The 18096-nt window shown below is 63.8% G+C and carries 15 protein-coding genes and 1 pseudogene; 6 read left to right on the top strand and 10 right to left on the bottom strand.

Going from position 1 to position 18096, the window contains the following annotated elements; genetic code table 11:
• Positions 1-27: 27 nt before the first annotated feature.
• Positions 28-1890, bottom strand: a complete 1863-nt coding sequence (locus tag ACLI1P_RS04220) for a hypothetical protein (RefSeq protein ID WP_411709489.1) — start codon at positions 1888-1890, stop codon at positions 28-30.
• 116 nt (positions 1891-2006) lie between these two features.
• On the bottom strand, positions 2007-4217 hold the full coding sequence (locus tag ACLI1P_RS04215) for a LamG-like jellyroll fold domain-containing protein (RefSeq protein WP_411709488.1): 2211 nt from the start codon (positions 4215-4217) through the stop codon (positions 2007-2009).
• Positions 4218-4362: 145 nt separating this feature from the next.
• On the opposite strand from ACLI1P_RS04215, the gene ACLI1P_RS04210 reads away from it, so the two are divergent.
• Complete coding sequence (locus ACLI1P_RS04210; protein WP_296134508.1) at positions 4363-4791, top strand: OsmC family protein; 429 nt, start codon at positions 4363-4365, stop codon at positions 4789-4791.
• Here ACLI1P_RS04210 and ACLI1P_RS04205 read toward each other — a convergent pair.
• Positions 4788-5705, bottom strand: coding sequence for a hypothetical protein (locus ACLI1P_RS04205; protein ID WP_411709487.1), 918 nt, complete (start codon positions 5703-5705; stop codon positions 4788-4790). The genes ACLI1P_RS04210 and ACLI1P_RS04205 overlap by 4 nt on opposite strands.
• A 220-nt stretch (positions 5706-5925) precedes the next feature.
• Here ACLI1P_RS04205 and ACLI1P_RS04200 point away from each other — a divergent pair, with 220 nt between their 5' ends.
• Complete coding sequence (locus tag ACLI1P_RS04200) at positions 5926-6861, top strand: DUF1906 domain-containing protein (protein ID WP_411709486.1); 936 nt, start codon at positions 5926-5928, stop codon at positions 6859-6861.
• Here the strand turns inward: ACLI1P_RS04200 and ACLI1P_RS04195 are convergent.
• The 4 genes from ACLI1P_RS04195 to ACLI1P_RS04180 form a co-directional block, all read right to left on the bottom strand.
• Positions 6858-7733 (bottom strand): hypothetical protein, encoded by an 876-nt coding sequence (locus tag ACLI1P_RS04195; protein WP_306508020.1) that lies wholly within the window; start codon positions 7731-7733, stop codon positions 6858-6860. The two genes, ACLI1P_RS04200 and ACLI1P_RS04195, sit on opposite strands and share 4 nt — an antisense overlap.
• A gap of 120 nt (positions 7734-7853) precedes the next feature.
• Positions 7854-8714: an aldo/keto reductase gene (locus tag ACLI1P_RS04190; protein WP_411709485.1), complete on the bottom strand. Its 861-nt coding sequence runs from the start codon at positions 8712-8714 to the stop codon at positions 7854-7856.
• A gap of 168 nt (positions 8715-8882) precedes the next feature.
• Positions 8883-9239 carry an FKBP-type peptidyl-prolyl cis-trans isomerase gene (locus tag ACLI1P_RS04185; RefSeq protein WP_296134500.1) on the bottom strand — a complete coding sequence of 119 codons (357 nt, stop codon included), beginning with the start codon at positions 9237-9239 and terminating at the stop codon, positions 8883-8885.
• Between the two features lie 149 nt (positions 9240-9388).
• Positions 9389-10681, bottom strand: a complete 1293-nt coding sequence (locus ACLI1P_RS04180) for a citrate synthase (RefSeq protein ID WP_411709484.1) — start codon at positions 10679-10681, stop codon at positions 9389-9391.
• Between the two features lie 151 nt (positions 10682-10832).
• Here ACLI1P_RS04180 and serC point away from each other — a divergent pair, with 151 nt between their 5' ends.
• The 3 genes and pseudogenes from serC (at position 10833) to ACLI1P_RS04165 (ending at position 14177) form a co-directional block, all read left to right on the top strand.
• Positions 10833-11963, top strand: a complete 1131-nt coding sequence (gene serC / locus ACLI1P_RS04175) for a phosphoserine transaminase (protein ID WP_411709483.1) — start codon at positions 10833-10835, stop codon at positions 11961-11963.
• A gap of 139 nt (positions 11964-12102) precedes the next feature.
• Entirely contained in the window at positions 12103-13332 is a 1230-nt protein-coding gene (gene sepH / locus ACLI1P_RS04170; protein WP_411709482.1) for a septation protein SepH, read from the top strand.
• A gap of 15 nt (positions 13333-13347) precedes the next feature.
• Positions 13348-14177 (top strand): annotated as a pseudogene (locus tag ACLI1P_RS04165) (DUF6928 family protein).
• Here the strand turns inward: ACLI1P_RS04165 and ACLI1P_RS04160 are convergent.
• From ACLI1P_RS04160 to ACLI1P_RS04150, 3 genes are all read right to left on the bottom strand, one after another.
• On the bottom strand, positions 14129-14950 hold the full coding sequence (locus ACLI1P_RS04160) for a TrmH family RNA methyltransferase (protein ID WP_411709481.1): 822 nt from the start codon (positions 14948-14950) through the stop codon (positions 14129-14131). The pseudogene ACLI1P_RS04165 and the gene ACLI1P_RS04160 sit on opposite strands and share 49 nt — an antisense overlap.
• Before the next feature lie 39 nt (positions 14951-14989).
• Positions 14990-16393 (bottom strand): NCS2 family permease, encoded by a 1404-nt coding sequence (locus tag ACLI1P_RS04155; RefSeq protein ID WP_408931803.1) that lies wholly within the window; start codon positions 16391-16393, stop codon positions 14990-14992.
• A gap of 125 nt (positions 16394-16518) precedes the next feature.
• Positions 16519-17148, bottom strand: a complete 630-nt coding sequence (locus ACLI1P_RS04150) for a DUF3027 domain-containing protein (RefSeq protein ID WP_296134179.1) — start codon at positions 17146-17148, stop codon at positions 16519-16521.
• Positions 17149-17204: 56 nt separating this feature from the next.
• Between ACLI1P_RS04150 and ACLI1P_RS04145 the strand changes: the two genes are divergently transcribed.
• Positions 17205-18089, top strand: a complete 885-nt coding sequence (locus tag ACLI1P_RS04145) for a glutaminyl-peptide cyclotransferase (RefSeq protein WP_411709480.1) — start codon at positions 17205-17207, stop codon at positions 18087-18089.
• Positions 18090-18096 lie beyond the last annotated feature (7 nt).

Below are 18096 nucleotides of genomic sequence, written 5' to 3'. Positions count from 1 at the left end.
TGCCACGTCCCTACCCTCGCGGATGGCTTATGACTTGTGGTTTCGACGCCAATACCAGATCAGTACAAGGGACAAGACGACGATGATGAGGACGCTGTAGCCGAAGGGCTGCCACGATTCTTCGGCGAAGGGCACCATCTCAAGGATGGGAGGTACGGCGAGGACCACAGCAGCGAAGCCTAAGAATTGAGTGCTGTTGTCCAACTGCTTTTGCCGGGCTTGGTCCTGCTTTTCCAGCCGCTCTTGGGCCAAGATCTTCAGGGCCTGATACTGCGTGGAGTAGACGTCCTTTCGCAGCTCGATTTCCCTGCTCACATCATCAAATTGATGCTTGACGCCAGTCGACGTCTGCAAGGCGTTGAGCACGATAGTGTCCACGTCACGACCGGCAACGTGCTCGAACCACAGCCGGTCTCGGAACTCAATGAGGTCTCGTTGGAGGTCCTGGAACCTGGAGAGTGATGCGGAGAGGTTTTCGTTGGCTTCGGCAACGTCTTGTTCGTCGATCTCCTGCGACAGGAGAATCTTTTCCACTTCGTCCCCGACGAATCGAATCCTGCGGAGGCGCTCACTGAGCTCCGACAGGTAGCGCCCCGAGCGCCGTACGAGGAGTGCCAGATCTACGAACCGCGTCCCGGCGAGCATCCACAGCTTGTTGTCATCGGGGCTGGGCTCGGCGGTGCGCACCACCGCCATGCCGTCGCCGGAGTTGTGGATGGTCCAGTAGTTGTACGAGGCGGTCTTGGTCTTGCTGAGATGTACTTCGTCGAGTAGCGGCAGCCCTTCGTAGTACTTGTCTGCGCCCGTGCTCAAGCGCCACGCCCACATGTCGGCCTCGGACCAGCTGCTTTCGAACTTTTCAATGAGGCGAGGGCGTGTGTCAATCTTCTTCGCTGGCACCGCGCACACCACCGTGAAGGGGCGCATGCTGGTGGAGCGTTGTTCGAAGCACTCCCCTGTTGCAGAAATGTAGCCGCCGCGCTCCATTTTTAACGACGCATCCGCCGGAAGCGGCAGCACCGAGAAAGCGTGGTCACAAAACCTGCTGAGGAGAGCTACTCGCTGCCCCTCGCCCTCTACTTGCACCGTATTGCGCGGCCGCCGCAGTGACTGCGAAATATCATCCAATTGCGCCGAGCTACAGTTCTCCGCAACGACATGGAGCACCAGGACGGTGGAAGAATTCTGCCCGCTGCACGGATGGTCTTCTTCTTTGTGGCAAGGCTCTTCGTAGTCGACGTATTCGGCGCACAGGAGCTGAACCTTTCCGCCAAGCTCCGCGTACTGGGGCAGCAGCACCTCGCATGGCTTCATGTCCACAGCATGGTCGACATGGTCCCACTGATCCATCTTGACGAACTCGTAGTTATTATCACCCAGGCACTGCGAGCAGTCATTCTTAAAGGGGAATTTCAAGGCACGGGTAATGCACTCAGGCCTACCTGCGAGGTAGTGCTCGTACCGACGCTCACCGGTAATTGCGGGTCCGTCCGAGATGATGCCTGCAACGGACGAGCGTAGTGGCTCTTTGAAGCGCTGCTTCGCGGATTCATAAAAGGCGCGCGGAGTGTGGTCAAAGAATTCCTTTTTCGTTGTGCCGTCGAGATCTTCGAGGGAATCCGGCACCGGATCCGGCAGGCGCATCTCCGGGGCCACATATGTACCGGCGTCTTCATCCCACACGGCCGAGCTGATTCTCTTGATTCCGTTAAAGCGCCCGAGCTTCCAACCGGGTCCGAAGTCGCTAACCTTGAGACGCGGCATGGGGAGGATGAGGGAGAAATGAACGGCGCGCCAGTCTGGTAGTTCGGCAACGCAATAGTCCCGCGGAAGTTGGATCGACGTTCCTACGGCTTGGTAGCCAATCTTTGAGTTCTGTTGTCCAGCCATAGCTATTCCAATCACTCAGGGTGTACTACCGACATCCTAGGCAGTCGCGAGAAATCCTAGCCCGATACGAGGAAAGCTACTCCCCACACAGGCAGGGAGTAGCTTTCGGCAAGGGTTTAATTCAGGCCCGGAATCTTCGGCAGCGGCGGCTGCGGAATGTTGAGCCCAAAGATGCGGTTGATGGTGGGAATGGCGGCCACGGCTGCGCCACCCAGCGCGGCGAGGATGGCCACGATGGGCAGGATGACCTTCGCACCGCGGCTGGAGCCGGTGAAGAAGGCCTGGGCAACGTCATCGGCGGACGGGTCGGAGGGCTTCGTCGGCTCGGTGGGGTTGGAGGTCTCCGAGGTCTTCGGCTCCTCGTCCTCTACCGGCTGGTCCGGGCGGGCGGTAAGCCACTGGTCGGAGTCCAGAACACCCTGGGTCAGGCGGGTCTCACCAATCCAGCCGTACCACGGATCCTGCGGCTTGCGGTTGTCGAAGCCAGCGCCCATGACCCACTGCAGGTCCCGCGGGAGGAGCCCCTCAGCGCCCTTGGCGTTGCGCAGGATGGGGGCACCGTTGATGAACATCTCCACGGTGTCGGAATCCGGCTTGTTCACCACGGCGATGTGCATCCACTCATCGGTGGGAACCTCGTGGGACCAGACGGTGGAGCCGGAGCCTTCCTTGGGCTCCGCCCACCAGCGCAGCTCACGGAGGTTGGAGATGCCGAACATGACGGTGGGATCGGTGTCCTCGGAGCCGTCGACAAGCTCGGCGATGCTGGAGTCGCGCGACAGGGCACTACCCCAGCCGTGCTCAGAGCCGTTGAAATCCTTCGGAATCTTCACGAAGGACTCGAAGGTATAGCCCGCGGAGGTATCGACCTTGTTGATGGCAGCGCCTTCCTTGGACCGGAACTCCGCCATCGCGGCCTTACCAGCTGGGTCGGACCAGTACAGGGAACCAGAATCAGAAGATAGCGGGTGGTGGTCGGTGCTGTAGGTGATGCGCTCGCCTAGGTTGGAGGGTCCGCCTGCACGGACGAGGTCGCCGGCACCATCGGCGCCGAAGGCATCCGGGATGACTGCGCCCTCGGTGGCCACGTCGCCGTCGCTAAGCTGCTTGCCATCCTTGTTCTTGGTCTGGCCGGGACGCCAGTGGAAGACAGTTTTGTCGGACTTCACGAAGTCGTTGGGGCCCTCCGGCAGCTGGTCCTGCGGAATGGTGTACGGGGTGAAGCCTTCCTCAGCGATGTCGCGGGCCTTCCGGCCCAGGTCGGGGTCATTTTCATCGCCGATGGTCCACTCCGGGGCAAAGTCAGCGAAGCGCTCCTCGAAGTTGAGCGGCACGTGGTAGCTATCGCCCTTACCGTCCAGGATGAGCTTGTCAAACTGCGTGAGCTCCTTGGCCGGCTTCTGAGCTACCCACGGAGACAGAGCGGTCATCTCCAGTTCGTTGCCGGAAAGGTCGAACTCGAGCACACCCAGCAGGCCGTTGCCGCCCTGGTAAGCCATCTGGTAGTCCTGCAGAATCGCGACGACGTCGTGGCCGGCATCATTCTTGTCCACGCGGTAGCCCGCGCCATGGTGGTGGCCGCCCATGGTCAAGAAGATCTGGTCGTTGCGCTTGATGAAGCGGTCCCACAGGCCCTGGCCGTAGTCATCGGAGTAGAAGACCTCGCCAGCGCCGTCGATATTAAGCACCTCGTGGCTGGTGAGGATGACCGGCAGGTCCGGGTGGGCGTCGAGAACGCCCTGGGCCCAGTCCAGAGCCGCGTCGTCCGCGCGCCACGCCAATGCCAGGACCAGGTACTTCTGGCCCTCAGCCTCAAAAATGTGGTACTCGGAGTCATTGTTGACCGCGGTGTGGCGCTCCTGGAAGGTGTCCGGGTTTGCGTCCTTGGCGCGTTCGGCGCTGAAGTAGTCGTTGTAGGGATGGGCGGACTTATCCGCGATCATGTCGTGGTTGCCCGGCAAGATGGAGTAGTTGAGGTCCGAATCATCGAGCGCCTGCATGGCCTTGTCGGCGACCTTCCACTCACCATCCACGTCCGCCTGGTCCACAACGTCACCGAGGTGGGTAGCGAAGTCCATGTTGAGCGCCTTCTGGTTCTTCACCAGCCACTCAGTCTGCGCGGTGTAGGGCTCGCTGCCGTAGCGCGCCTGGGCCAGGTTGCCGGTCTCCGGCGTGGAATAGCGGGAGTAGAACTGGGTGTCTGGCAGCACGCCCAGAGTAAAGCGCGAACCGAGTTCTTCCGTGGGCTCTGCAGAGGCGGGCGCGATGAGGAAGGTACCTGCTACCGAGGCGGTGACCAGGGTGCTCAGGAGGCGGCGAGAAGTCATAGTGTGTCCAATCAAGACGAAGGTGAGCTGTGAGTTCGAGAGAGACGACGAGAAGATTAATATTCGTAGTTTGCGGCAACGTGGCCGCTATATGAATTTCCTTTTAAATGACTGGCCCGGTCGCGCCGCGGTTAGGATGGCGCGCATGAGCGACATTGTGAAGAAATATGGGGTCGACGTCACTCGCGTCGACACGGGCCACTACCGCGCGACCAATCCAGCGGGCGCCAGCCTGGAGTTCGGGACCGGCGAGGGACTGCTCAGCCCGGTTGAGCTGCTGCTCGCCGCGGTGGCAGGCTGCTCTGCGGTCGACGTCGACGTGGTCACCTCCCGGCGCGCGGAGCCAGAGCTTTTCGACGTCCACGTGGACGGCACCCGCGTCAGCGAGGACGGGGCCGCAAGGCTAAGCGACGTCGACGTGGAGTTCTCCCTCCGCTTCCCTGACACCGACGCCGGCCGCCAGGCGCAGTCCATGGTTGAGCGCCTCGTGCGCATCTCTCACGAGAAGGACTGCACGGTCTCCCGCACGGTGGAGCACCCCACCACCGTGTCCTTCCGCACCACGGAGGCTTAGGCGAAGGGGTTGTCGTCCCTGCCGGGGTGGGTATCCCGCGAATCGGCGAAGGGATTTTCCAGCCGGCCGGGCACCACATTCCCCTGCCCCGCGCCGGTAGCAAAGGGGTTGCGTCCGGCGTCGATGCGGCGCCGGCGGTAGCGCTCCAGGTTCGCCTGCGCCATGTAGTCGAGCTCCTCGCCGTCGACCTCGATCCAAGGAAGCGGGTTCGTGTCGAACATGCGGCGCGGCCGGCCCTGGTGGGGTGAGGAGAGCATGGTGCGAACATCGGCCCGAGCCTGATCCAGCTCGCCCAAGTCCTTGGGGCTAAATGCCTTCCTGACCGGGCCTTCGCCAAAGGCCCCGACCACGTCTGCCTTGAGCATGCTGAAGCTGAATAGACCGGAGGGGATCGTCGCGTTGCGCATGTCCACCTTGTTAAAGGCGAAAATGTCATCGTCGTAGTCCACGATGAGGCCCTGCGGGGTGATGAAAAGCCAGGCCTCGGTCGCCATGTTGACGTCTACCCGGTAGAAGCCGATGAGCGGCTCGTCGGGTTCGAGGAGCAAGTAGGGGTAGAGCGGAATCCGGCCCGCTCCCCCACACTGGGCATAGCCATGGTCCCACAGGGAGCATTCGTCCCCCAACAGCAGCACTTTCCACAATCCCCGGACGAAGTCAGAGAGCAGCGCGCCGTACTTCTCCGCCAGGGGCTTGTGGATGCGCAGGTAGCCGGAGCGGATCTCACACACGATGGGATAGGTCAGCGGCAGCGCGTCGATGTCGTGTTCATCGATGTCCATCCGGGCCACCGCCTTCTCCACGAATTCATCGATGGGAAAGAGGTGCTCCACCACGATGGTGTTGCCTTCTCGGCGGCTGTCCAGAATCCACTCAGAGCGCAGGCGCTGATTCTCGATGTAGTCCGTGAGCACCCGTTCAACCTGCGCATCGCTGAACCGAGCGCTATCTAACCGGAAGACACTGTCCCCCTGGACAAAACGAAGCCTGAGTTCTGCGACCACGCTGTTCACCTCATCCCTACTGTGCGCCCCGCGCGCACCATTACTGGAGTTCTTTCGTGGTGCAATCTTAAACCATTGTGGCTACAGTGTTTCCAGATAACTCTTTCACATGCCCCTACCAGGAGACACCATGTCATTTTCCCGCCGCTCCCTCATCAAAGCCGGCGCCCTGGCGCTGACCGCTGGCGCCGTGGGCAGCCAATCCCCCTCTGCCTTGGCCATTGGCCCCGCCCTCGGAACCATCATTGACTTCTCTGCAGGGGTACCTTCCGCCCAGGCCGTCAAGGCCGCCGGGCACCTCGGCGCCATCCGCTACGTGTCTCAGCGCCGCCCCGGCGCGAACTGGATGACGGGCAAGCCGGTGACGCTGGCGGAGACCAAGGCGAACGCCGCGGCGGGGTTGAAGACCGCCTCCATCTATCAGTTCGGCCGGGCAGAAACCGCCGATTGGCTCACCGGCGCTGCTGGCGCCGCCGTCCACGCGCCGCAGGCCATCGCCCTCCACAAGGCGGCGGGCGGCCCGACTGGGCGTCCTATCTACATCGCCATCGATGACAACCCCACCCGCGCGCAGTACACCAACCAGGTCCGCCCCTACCTGCAGGCGTTCTCCACCGCGCTGCGCGCCGCCGGCTACCAGGCGGGCGTCTACGGCAACTACAACGTCATCGACTGGTGCGTGACCGACGGCATCGGCTCCTTCTACTGGATGCACGACTGGGGATCCGGCGGAAAGATTCACCCGCGCACCGCGATTCACCAGGTGGGCGGGCGCCAGGCCACCATCGACGGCGTCATCTGTGACATCAACACCGTCTATGCGCGCGACTGGGGTCAGTGGACCCCGGGGTCGCGCGGCGCTGCTGCCCCCGCAGCGCCCTCTGCTCCCTCAGCCCCGGCGCTGCCGGACACCTCCGCCCTGCCCAACCTCACATTCCCAGACGTGAGCAGCCGCGGCTCCAGCGTGGGCCCGGAGGGTATTACCATCGGCGGCTCCTCAGTAAGCCCGGAGCAGGTGCGCGGCGCGGTGGACGTCATCGACACCGTGCGCAACGCGATGGGTTAGGACGCGGAGGCGCTTGGCAGCGTCTCCTTGCTCGCCTCCACGGCTTCCGGATCCGCCAGCGCGTCGCGGTTGCGGTTGTTGCCCTTGATGAGGTTCTTGCCAGTAATTTGCTTGCGCACGTACTTGGTCAGGTCCTTCGCGGAGCCTTCGATGGAGGCGGCGACGACGAAGTCATCGCTAAAGGAGACCGAGGAGTGCCGGTCCTTACTGTCGGACCAGCCCCACTTGGAGCCGACGACGTCGCTCAGCGTGGCGGTGCCGTAGTTCTGCTGGTAGCCGTCCGCGGAGTACGCGTCCGCGTGGGCCATGGCCACCAGCACTGGGTGGGTGGGATCGTTTTCCATGAGCTGCACGATAAACCGCACGACGTCATACGTAGACGTCTTCGAATGCCCCCAGTCCTTCCCCGCCGAGGTGGAGGTGAGCCCGTATTCCTCCGCGATGTCATCGATGGAGTCGGGGTACTTCTCAAACAGGGTGCCCGCGCTCTCGTCGGAGGAATCCGCGATCATGTCCAGCGCCAAGTATTTGTCCTCGAAGGTACCGTGCTCGATGACGTAGGTGGCGATGTAGAGCTTGATGAGGCTGAGCGCGTAGCGCGGCTTGTGCTCCGTGGGCGAGCCCATGTGCATGCCGGTGCTGATGCGGTAGTAGGTGATCGCCTTGGAATCGTCCCCGGCGAGGAACTGCCCCACGGAGTCATCGACTGCGGCAAGCTGCGGCTCGCCCATCTCGTGCGAGATCGGCGCCGGGGTAGCGGCGGGCGTGGAGGCCGTCGACTCGGCAGTGGAGCTATCTTCCGGTGCCGCGGAGCAGGCGGTCAGCGCCGCGCCCCCGACTGCGCACGCCAGCAGGGCGGCACCAGCACGCACTGATACCGCCCTGTGAAAAGGCTGGGAGTAAAACACGGGAATTGAGTCTACTCGCTTAGCTCTACATCGCAGCGATCCCCCGGTGCCACACCTCCCGCACCGAAGGGAGGAGTGGGCCTCTTAGGCGTTGCCCGGGAACTCGCGCGGATCCTGAAACATGCGGCCAAAGCCCTTTTGGTCTTCGAGCGCATCGAGAGACTCGATATCCGCGGCGTCCAGCTCTACCTCGGCGGCGGCGAAGTTTTCCGCCAGCCGCTCGCGGCGGCTGGACTTCGGGATGACGGAAATCCCCTTGGCCATGAGGTAGGCCAGAACGGCCTGACCCGCGGTGATGTCGTGGCGCTGGGCCACCTGGTCCACCTGCGGGTTGGACAGGATGACGCCGCGCGCCAGCGGCGACCATGCCTCGGTCACGATGCCCTGGCTGGCGTGGAACTCACGCAGCTCCGGCTGCGTAAAGCCTGGGTGCAGCTCCACTTGGTTGAGGACCGGCACGATGCCGGTCTTCGCGATGAGCTCCTGGAGGGTGTCCTCGTAGAAGTTCGCCACGCCGATGGACGCAATCTGGCCCATGCCCTGCAGGCGGGCGATCTCCTCGAAGGTCTCCACGTACAGCCCGCCCTGCGGCCACGGCCAGTGGATGAGGTAGAGGTCCAGGTAGTCCAGCTGCAGCTTCTCCAGGGAATCGTGGAAGGCGTGGTCCACCTTGCCCTTGCCGTGGTGATCGTGCCAGACCTTGCTGGTGATGAAGAGCTCGTCACGGGTGACATCGCCGGCCTTGAGCGCGTCAGCGAGCGCCTGGCCTAGCTCTGCCTCATTCTCGTAGAGGGTGGCCGTGTCGAAGTGGCGGTAGCCCAGCTCGATTGCCTCGCGCACCGCGCGGTTGAGCTCCTCACCGTGAAGCTTGTAGGTGCCAAGACCCACAAGCGGCATCTCGCGGTCATCATTGAACGTGGTTTGTGGAACACTCATGTCCCCCATTGTGCCCCACACCGCGGCCGCGTGGGGGCGGGCCGCCGCAAGAATTCGGCTACTCCACACACACGAGCGCCCCTACGCCCACCCTCCTGGGTGCTCAAGCGGAGGGGTGGGCACAGGGGCGCGGGAGCTACGCGGAACCGTGGCGAAGACCGTTGCTCTGGGCGGCGGCTAGGCGCGGATCAAATCAATAATGAAGGTCAAGGTGCGACCAGACAGCGGGTGCGCGCCGCCGGCGGGGCCGTAGGCCTTCTCCGGCGGGATGATGAGCTTACGGCGACCGCCCACCTTCATACCCGGGATGCCTTCCTGCCACCCCGCGATGAGGCCGGTCAGCGGGAACTCGATGGACTGACCACGGCCCCACGAGGAGTCGAATTCCTGGTTCGTCTCGTAGTCAACACCGACGTAGTGGACCTCAACGTAGCCGCCCGGCTGGGCCTCGGCACCGTCACCCACCACAATGTCCTCTACGACAAGTTCAGTGGGCGCAGGCTCCGTTGCCGGCTCAACGATGGGCTTTTCCATTGGGGAATCTCCTCCTTGGACAAATTACTTTCTTAGGTGGCCACAAGCCGCAGGCCGAGCCACGTTCACCCCATTATAAGGGGCGATCGGCGGCTCGGCCCTAGAAACGCAGCGTATGGGGGTCTATCCCCACCGCAAGCGCGTCCCTTTTAGCGCTCAGAGCGCGGAGTGACCTTGCGCAGGGTCTCTCCAGTGTAGATCTGGCGCGGACGGTTGATCTTGGTGTTGAGCTCGAGCTGCTCGCGGTACTGAGCAATCCAGCCCGGCAGGCGGCCAATGGCGAAGAGGACCGTAAAGAAGTCCGTGGGGAAGCCCATGGCGCGGTAGATGAGGCCGGTGTAGAAGTCCACGTTCGGGTAGAGCTTGCGTGAAACGAAGTAGTCGTCGCTCAGTGCAATCTCTTCCAGCTTCATAGCCAGGTCCAGCATCGGGTCGCCGCCAAGGTGCTCGATGATCTCGTGGGCGGTGTCCTTCACAATCGCGGCGCGCGGATCGTAGTTCTTGTACACGCGGTGACCGAAGCCCATGAGGCGGACGCCCTTTTCCTTGTTCTTCACGCGGTTCATGAAGTCGGTAGCGTCGCCGCCGTGGTTGTTCTGGATGTCCTCGAGCATCTCCAGGACAGCCTGGTTAGCGCCGCCGTGCAGCGGGCCGGAGAGGGCGTTGATGCCGCCGGCGATGGCCACGAACAGGTTGGCCTGCGCGGAGCCGATCATGCGGACGGTGGAGGTGGAGCAGTTCTGCTCGTGGTCAGCGTGCAGGATAAGGAGCTTATCCAGGGCCTTTGCCACAACCGGGTCGACCTCGTACTCCTCGGTCGGGTAACCAAACATCATGCGCAGGAAGTTCTCACGCGCGTTGAGCTTGTTGTCCGGGTACATGTACGGCTTGCCCTGGGACGCGCGGTACGCGTACGCGGCCAGCATCGGCACCTTGGCCAGGAGGCGAACAGTGGCCTTGTCCAACTGCTCCTCATCGAGCGGGTTGAGCTGGTCCTGGTAGTACGCGGAGAGAATGTTCAGGGAAGACGCCAGCACGGCCATCGGGTGCGCGTTGCGCGGGAAGATGTTGAACGCGGCCTTGAAGTCCTCATCCAGCAGGGTGTGGTGGCGAATCTCGTTGTTGAACTTCGACAGCTCATCCTCGGTGGGCAGGTGGCCCTTAATAAGCAGGTAGGAAACCTCGTTAAAGGTGGCGTTTTCCGCCAGGTCCGCAATATCGTAGCCACGGTGGCGCAGGATGCCCTCTTCACCGTTAATGAAGGTGATTTTGGACTCGGTAGAACCGGTTGCCGCGTAACCCGGGTCGAAGGTCACCAGGCCGGTCTCGTTGCGAAGCTTGCCAATATCGAAGCCAGAGTCACCCTCGGTGGACTTCTTAATGTCCATCTCGTACTCGCCGCCCGGGTAGTGCAGTACAACCTTGTTCTCGTCAGAAGCCACGTGCTTTCCTTTCTCTACGTGTGACGCCGGCCTAAGCCGGCGTCACCTATTTAAACCTCTTCACACTTTACCAAAATTTGTGACTCCGCCGACATTTGCAAACCTGACAAAATATCTAGCACTCGAACGAAATTCGGCTACACTTCCCTCCATGAGCAACCCAGATCTCACGCTGCCAGCAGATCTCCTCCCCGCCGACGGCCGCTTCGGCTGCGGCCCGTCCAAGGTTCGCCCCGCCCAAATTGAGGCAATTTCCACTGGAGCCACCTCCCCCATCGGCACCTCCCACCGCCAACCGGCCGTAAAAAATATCGTCGGGTCCCTCCGGGAAGGCCTCAGCGCGCTCTTCTCCCTCCCCGACGGCTACGAGATCGTCCTCTCCCTCGGCGGCGCCACCGCCTTCTGGGACGCCGCCACTTTCGGGCTGATTGAACAGAAGTCAGCCCACCTCACCTTCGGCGAGTTCTCCTCGAAGTTCGCTAAGGCCGCCGCCCAAGCCCCCTGGCTGGACGCACCGCTCATTACCAACGTTCCGGCAGGCACCGCCCCCGATCCGTGCACTGCCGAGACAGAAGGCGCGGACGTCATCGCGTGGGCGCACAATGAGACGTCGACTGGCGCCATGGTGCCCGTCACCCGCCCCCACCCGGACAAGGCTGACCAGCTGGTGGTCGTCGACGCCACCTCCGGCGCGGGCGGACTGCCCGTCGACATGCAGCAGGCGGACGTGTACTACTTCTCCCCGCAGAAGTGCTTCGCCTCCGATGGCGGCCTGTGGTTGGCGGCCATGTCCCCGGCAGCGCTGGAGCGCATTGAGAAGATTAACTCCTCCGAGCGCTTCATCCCCGCCTTCCTCAACTTGCAGACGGCTGTGGAGAACTCTCGCAAGAACCAGACCTACAACACCCCCGCCGTGGCCACACTGCTCATGCTGGACAACCAGGTGCAGTGGATGAACGCCAACGGCGGCCTGGATGGCATGGTCAAGCGCACCGCAGAGAACTCCTGCATCCTTTACAACTGGGCCGAGTCGCGCCCAGAGGCCACCCCGTTCGTGGCGGAGCCTTCGGCGCGCTCCCTGGTGGTGGGCACCATCGACTTCGATGAGACCGTCGACGCCGCCGCAGTGGCCGCCACGCTTCGCGCGAACGGGATCGTGGACGTCGAACCCTACCGCAAGCTGGGACGCAACCAGCTGCGCGTGGGCCTCTTCCCGGCCATTGATGCCGCGGACGTCTCGACGCTCACCCGGGCCATCGACTTCGTACTGGATAACCGCTAGGACCCTGCCCCTCCCTCGCGCCCGTACCTTTGGCACGCACTTTAGCCAGACATGCCCCGCGCTCTTGCCGGAGTTCGGGACAGGTTCTGAGTAAAGTGGACTTCATCACACGTCCGCTACCAGGCTAAGGAGCGCCACCATGCGCGAGATTTTCCTCGCACCCAGCGACTCAACTGACACCTCGCTCGTCTTGCGGGCCGAGGACGGCGAGGAGTTCTTCCTCGAGGTCACCGACGAGCTTCGCGCGGTGCTCGAGCCCACCAGCGATGCGGCAACCGGACCAGCCACCAACCAGACCCCCTCCGCGCCGCAGGACGAGGAGGACGTGGATTCCACCTCGGGCCACGCAGGTCAAACGGATAGCTCCGCCGCGCAGCCGCAGCGCTCCACCGGCTTGCGCACCGTCATGCCGGCCGCGCGCGAAACGCGTGGGTCCACCGGACAGGACTCCCAGGCAGAGCCCATTCACCTGCGCCCCAACGAGATTCAGGCGCGCATCCGTGCCGGCGCCACGACCGCCGAGATGGCTGAGGAACTCGGCGTGCCGGAGTCTCGCATCGAGCCTTTCGCGCATCCGGTGTTGCTGGAGCGGGCGCGCATCGCGGACGTAGCCAAGCAGGCCCACCCAGTCCGCGAGGACGGCCCCGCCACTCTCACACTGTGGGAGATCCTCGCCACCGCCTTCGCCGCACGCGGACACTCGTTGTCCGAGTCGACGTGGGACGCCTACCGCCACCAGGGCGAGCCGTGGATCCTGCGCATCACGTGGAAGGCGGGACTTTCCGCCAACGAGGCGGAGTGGACCTTTAAGCAGACCATGTCCTCCCCCGCCACGGTGGTCGCGCGCAACTCGGTCGCCGCCGACCTCACCGACCCGGACTTCGTGCAGCCGGTACGCTCGCTGACCTCGGTGGGCCGCGGCGAGCGCTACGACGAAGCCATTGACGGCCGTGAGGGCCATGACGGAACCATCGATATCGACGCTGCCCGCGCCGGTGAACCGGGTGTGACCGACTTGGGTTCCTATACCAGCGACGCTAACGCGCCGAAGAGCACAGACCGCTTTGCCGAGCCCACCGTCTTGCCCGCGCCCGGCTCCGCGGCGTCAGGCCAGGATGCGGCCGACGCCGACGGCGCTCATGACCCGTCCGCTGACGCCGCGGATTCCGCGGCCAGCGCAGACCAGGACACCACGACCGCACGCGGCACGGCACAGGATGCGGAGAAGGACTCTGCCGTGGACGAGGACTTCCTCCAGAATCCTGACCCGGAGCGCAAGCCCACCAAGCGCCGCCGCAAGGCCGTCACCCCGCACTGGGAAGACGTGCTGCTGGGCGTTCGTTCCTCCACCAAGCGCCCCCGCGAGTAGAGCCGAGAGAGCACCGTGGATAAGCAAACAGCAGTTCTCACTATCTGGTACGTCACCGCCGCGGACCCCGCCGAGGTCCTGCGGGGCGAGCCCAAGGCCGACCGCGGATTCGGCCGCAAGTTTCTCGCACAGCTCAATCCCTCGCTGCCTGTCACCCCGATTGGCCAGTTCCCCCTCAATCGCTCCGCCGAGCCCGGCACGAGCGAGTTCTACATTGGCGGCTACCCGGGCGTGACCGTGGTGCAGACGCTGATCCGCGATGATCAGCTCACCCTCTCCCAGCTCTCCCGCTCCCTGCGGGAGGCGGTGCCGGCAGAGGAAATCTACGCCTTTACCGCCAACCCGGACACCGGCTATGGCGGCTTCGCGCACTGGACGGGGCCGCGCCTGCGCCGTTCCTTGTGCGGCACCCGCGACAACCTCTTTGAGGATCATGGTCTTCCCGAGCCCTTCGAGGCCCCCTTCTGGGCGGGCGATGTGGATGAGCGGCCGGCGGCATCGCGCTGCCCTTTAAGCCGATAAGCATCGCCACCGCCGCCCAGGAGTTCTGGCTCGGCGTTCCCGTGGGCGCGGACGGCCCGGACGTGGACGTCGTGGGCTACGCCACCGATGGCCGCCCCGAGCCCAAGGTGGACACCCCCGCCCCGCGCCGCAGCGTGGCGGACGTCGCCACCGCGTCCGTGTCCAAGCTGGGGCTCAACGACTACGACGACTACGAAGAGCACGACCTCGAGCCGGAGTCCACCGGCGAGGAGATCCTGCGCACCGCCAAGCAGCTTGGCGGGCTAGTGCGCCGCTACGCGGTATCCACCTCGCGGAACCTCTGGGACCGCTGGCGCTCGTAGAAGGCAATGGCCGCAGACGTCGCCACATTGAGCGAGTCCGTGCCTTCTGCCATGGGGATGCGCGCCCGCACGTCGGTCGCCTTCATGGCATGCTCCGTGAGCCCCGGCCCCTCCGCGCCGACTAGGAGAGCTACCTTCTCGGCGCCGTCGAGGGCCTCAGCAATGTGCACCGCCTCTGGGTGCGGAGTCAGGGAAACGAGGCGGAAGCCCTGCTCCCGCAGCTTTTCTAGACCGCGCTGCCAGGTGGTAAAGCCACCTTCGAACCGCGCCCAGGGCAGGCGCAGCACGTGCCCCATGGACACGCGGACTGAGCGGCGGTAGAGCGGATCCGCAGCGCCTGAGCCCAGCAGGATGCCATCGACCTCCATGCCGGCGGCGTTGCGGAAGAGGGAGCCAATGTTTTCGTGATCGCCCACGCCTTCCATGATGGCAAGCGTGCGGGCACCCTCGATGACCTCGTCCACAGTCCAGGCCTCCGCGCGGTCCGCCGCGGCGACGAGGCCGCGGTGCATGTCAAAGCCCGTCACCTTGCCTAAGGTTTCGCGCGTGACCTGGTAGACGGGGATATCGCCCACGTCATGGGAGGCCAAGAGGGTATTCAGCTTGGCCTCAAAGCCGATGATGCAGCGCACCGGGAAGCGCGAGGTCAGCAGGCGTTCCACGCACAGCGGGCCTTCTCCAAAGACAAAACCCTCGCCGGACTTATCCGCGCGCTTCAAGTCGCGGATATCGTCCAGGCGAGGGTCTGTGGGGTCATCGATGAGAAAACGCATGCCCCATAGTCTAGCTACGGTGCTGCGCCTTCCCGGGCGCTACCCCAACAGCGAGCTAATTGGCCCCATGGCGAAGTACACCACGAAGAGGGCGGCCACCAGCCACATGATCCAGTGCACCTTCTTGGCCTTGCCAGCGAAGGTGGCCATGAGCGCGTAGGCAATGAAGCCGACGCCGATGCCGTTGGCAATGGAGTAGGTAAACGGCATGACCACGATGGTGAGGAAGGCCGGGATGGCCTGCTCCATGCGGGTCCACTCGATGTCCTTGAGCTGGGCGGCCATCATGACGCCGACGATGACGAGCACCGGTGCGGCGGCCTCGATGGGCACGATTTCGTACAGCGGGGTGAGGAACATAGCCAGCAGGAAGATCACGCCAGTGGTGACGTTGGCCAGGCCAGTCTTCGCACCGTCGCCGATGCCGGCGGCCGAGTCCGCAAAGACGGTATTGGAGGACACAGAGCCGGCACCGCCGGCCACAGCACCGAAGCCCTCGACCACCAGGGCGGTCTTCATCTCGGGCAGGTTGCCGTGCTCATCGACGAGTCCTGCCTGCTTGCCCAGGCCGTTCATGGTGCCCATGGCGTCGAAGAAGTTGGTGAGCAGCAGGGTGAAGATGAGCAGCGTGGTGGCTACCACGCCGAGCTTGGTGAACGCACCGATGGGATCCACCTGGCCCACGATGGACAGGTCCGGGATGCCGCCAAAGGAGGAGGGGATCTCCGGGGTGGCCATGCTCCAGTCCTCGGAGCCGGTAGCCGCCTGGATGATCATGGCGATGACAGTGGTGATGACGATGCCCAGGAAAAGGCCGCCGCGCACCTGGCGGATCACAAAGAAGCCGCAGATGATAAGGCCCAGGACGAAGACCAGCGCAGGCCACGTGGAGATGGAGCCGTTCACGCCCAGGCCCACCGGGACGGTGGTCTGCGCGGCGTCGGGCACGCGGGTGACAAAGTGCCCGTCCACGAAGCCGATCATGGCGATGAACATGCCGATGCCCACACCCATGGCGGCCTTCATCGAATCCGGGATGGCGTCGAAGACTGCCTGGCGGAAGCCCGACATGGCCAGCGCGACGATGATGAGACCTTCGATGACCACCAGGCCCATGGCCTCGCGCCATTCCAGCCCCTTGGTGGAGACCATGGTCACGGCCACGAAGGTATTCATGCCCAGGCCGGCGGCCATGGCGAACGGGTAGCGCGCGATGCAGCCGAAGGCGATGGTCATCACGCCCGCGACGAGTGCGGTGGCGGCAGCGACCTGCGGGATGCCCAGGGTGTTACCGGCAGCATCGGCAGAGGTGCCCAGGATGAGCGGATTGAGGAGGATGATGTAGGCCATCGCAAAGAACGAGACCACACCTGCACGAACCTCGGTTCCGATGGTGGAACCGCGTTCGGAGACTTTAAAAAAGCGATCGATAGCTGCGTTCATCGAAAGAGAGCGCCCCTTCTATCTAGAGAAATGAAGTTTTACCTGCTAAGCGTGCTCCATTCCCCCACTAAAACGCAAGCCTGTAGCTCGTTCGGCGTCGCCCACGCCGCCGCCTGGCCGGGGTTTTAGAAGATCGGCTTTTCGTCGTCGAAGGCCTGCTCCTGCTCGGATCCCTCTTCACGCACGGTGGTGCCGGAATGTGCCCCGCAGCCATAGGTGGCGTGAACCACTCTGCCATCCGCGGAGTATTCATTAGCACACACGCCGTAATTGGGCAGCAACTGGAGGTAGAAGGCGCAGGTTTTGCACTGCAGGCGCGACTGCGCCGCCATCTCAGAGGTAGGGCCGAACGTGCGGCGCCAGCGTTCCGTGGCTTGGCGCAAACCGACATCAGAAAGCTCGCCGTCCTCCAAGCGCTCGTCGTCAGGCGCGGGCGGCATGATATCTCCCGGGCCTAGGTCTCCCGGACGCAGACGCTCGGAGTACGGGACCCATTCCGGCGCCTGCAGGGCCCTGCCGCCCGGCACGAGTGCTACCTCGTTCACGGTAGGTGTGCGCGAGCCCTCCGCACACGCCAAGACGGCGTGCCACTCCCAGCCGGGATAGCCCGGGACGTCCGCTTCGAAGCGGTGGGTGGCCACGTTGCGGCCGACTCCGGCGACGCCGCGGTGCTTGCCGACGCCCCCTTCGCCCACCTCTTCAACAGCCTGGCGGGCCAGGTCCACTGCTACCGAGCCGAGGAGCGGGGATGCCATCTTCTTCTTGCGAGTCACCCTGCCATTATTCATCACGGCGGACACTATAGTGCACAATGACAGACATGCTCCTCTCATTGCGCTCCTCTTCGCACTCCCTATCACTCCGGCTCCTCGCCACAACGTGCGCGGCGGCCACCGCGGTGTGCGGCCTCAGCTCCTGCACGTCCGAAACCGACAACACCGTCTCGGAGCCACAATCGAGCACCGCAGCCCCGCCCGCCGCCAGCCCGGTCGCCGGCGCCGAACCAGAGCGACTCGGTGTCACCGTGCTGGAGAAGACCACCATGCTCCCGGGTGCCTTCACCCAGGGCCTCGAGGTAGACCAGGACGGCAACCTGCTCATCGGCACCGGCATGTACGGCGAGTCGAAGCTGCTGCGTGTGCGCCCGGGATCGCGCCATCCGCTGGAGGAAATCTCCCTCAACAACACCTATTTCGGCGAGGGCATCACCCAAACGGATCACGGCATCTGGCAGCTAACGTGGAAGTCAGGGACCGCGATCCTGCACGATGCGACCACATTTACTGAAACTAACCGGGTGTCCTACGAGGGCGAGGGCTGGGGGCTGTGCAACGCCGGGGCTGAGCTCATCATGTCCGATGGCTCAGACCAGCTGCGCCACGTCGATCCGAAGACCTTCGACGAGGTATCCCCGCGCACCCAGGTCACCCTCGATGGGAAGACAGTGGATAATCTCAACGAGCTGGAATGCGTCGACGGCGCGGTATATGCCAACGTGTGGATGAGCAAAGATATTCTGCGCATCGATCCCGCGACCGGGCAGGTCACCGCGGTCATCGACACCACCGGGCTGGAGCATGTGGACTCAGACGACCCGAACGCAGTCCTCAACGGCATTGCGCATATCCCGGGCACCGACGAGTTTTGGGTCACGGGCAAGCGGTGGGACGACTTGTACCGGGTGCGCTTCGAGTAGGATTTTC

Source organism: Corynebacterium tardum (assembly GCF_046717785.1).
Classification (GTDB): domain Bacteria; phylum Actinomycetota; class Actinomycetes; order Mycobacteriales; family Mycobacteriaceae; genus Corynebacterium.
The sequence above is the reverse complement of the archived record's forward strand: the minus strand, read 5'-3'. Positions and strand labels throughout refer to the sequence as shown.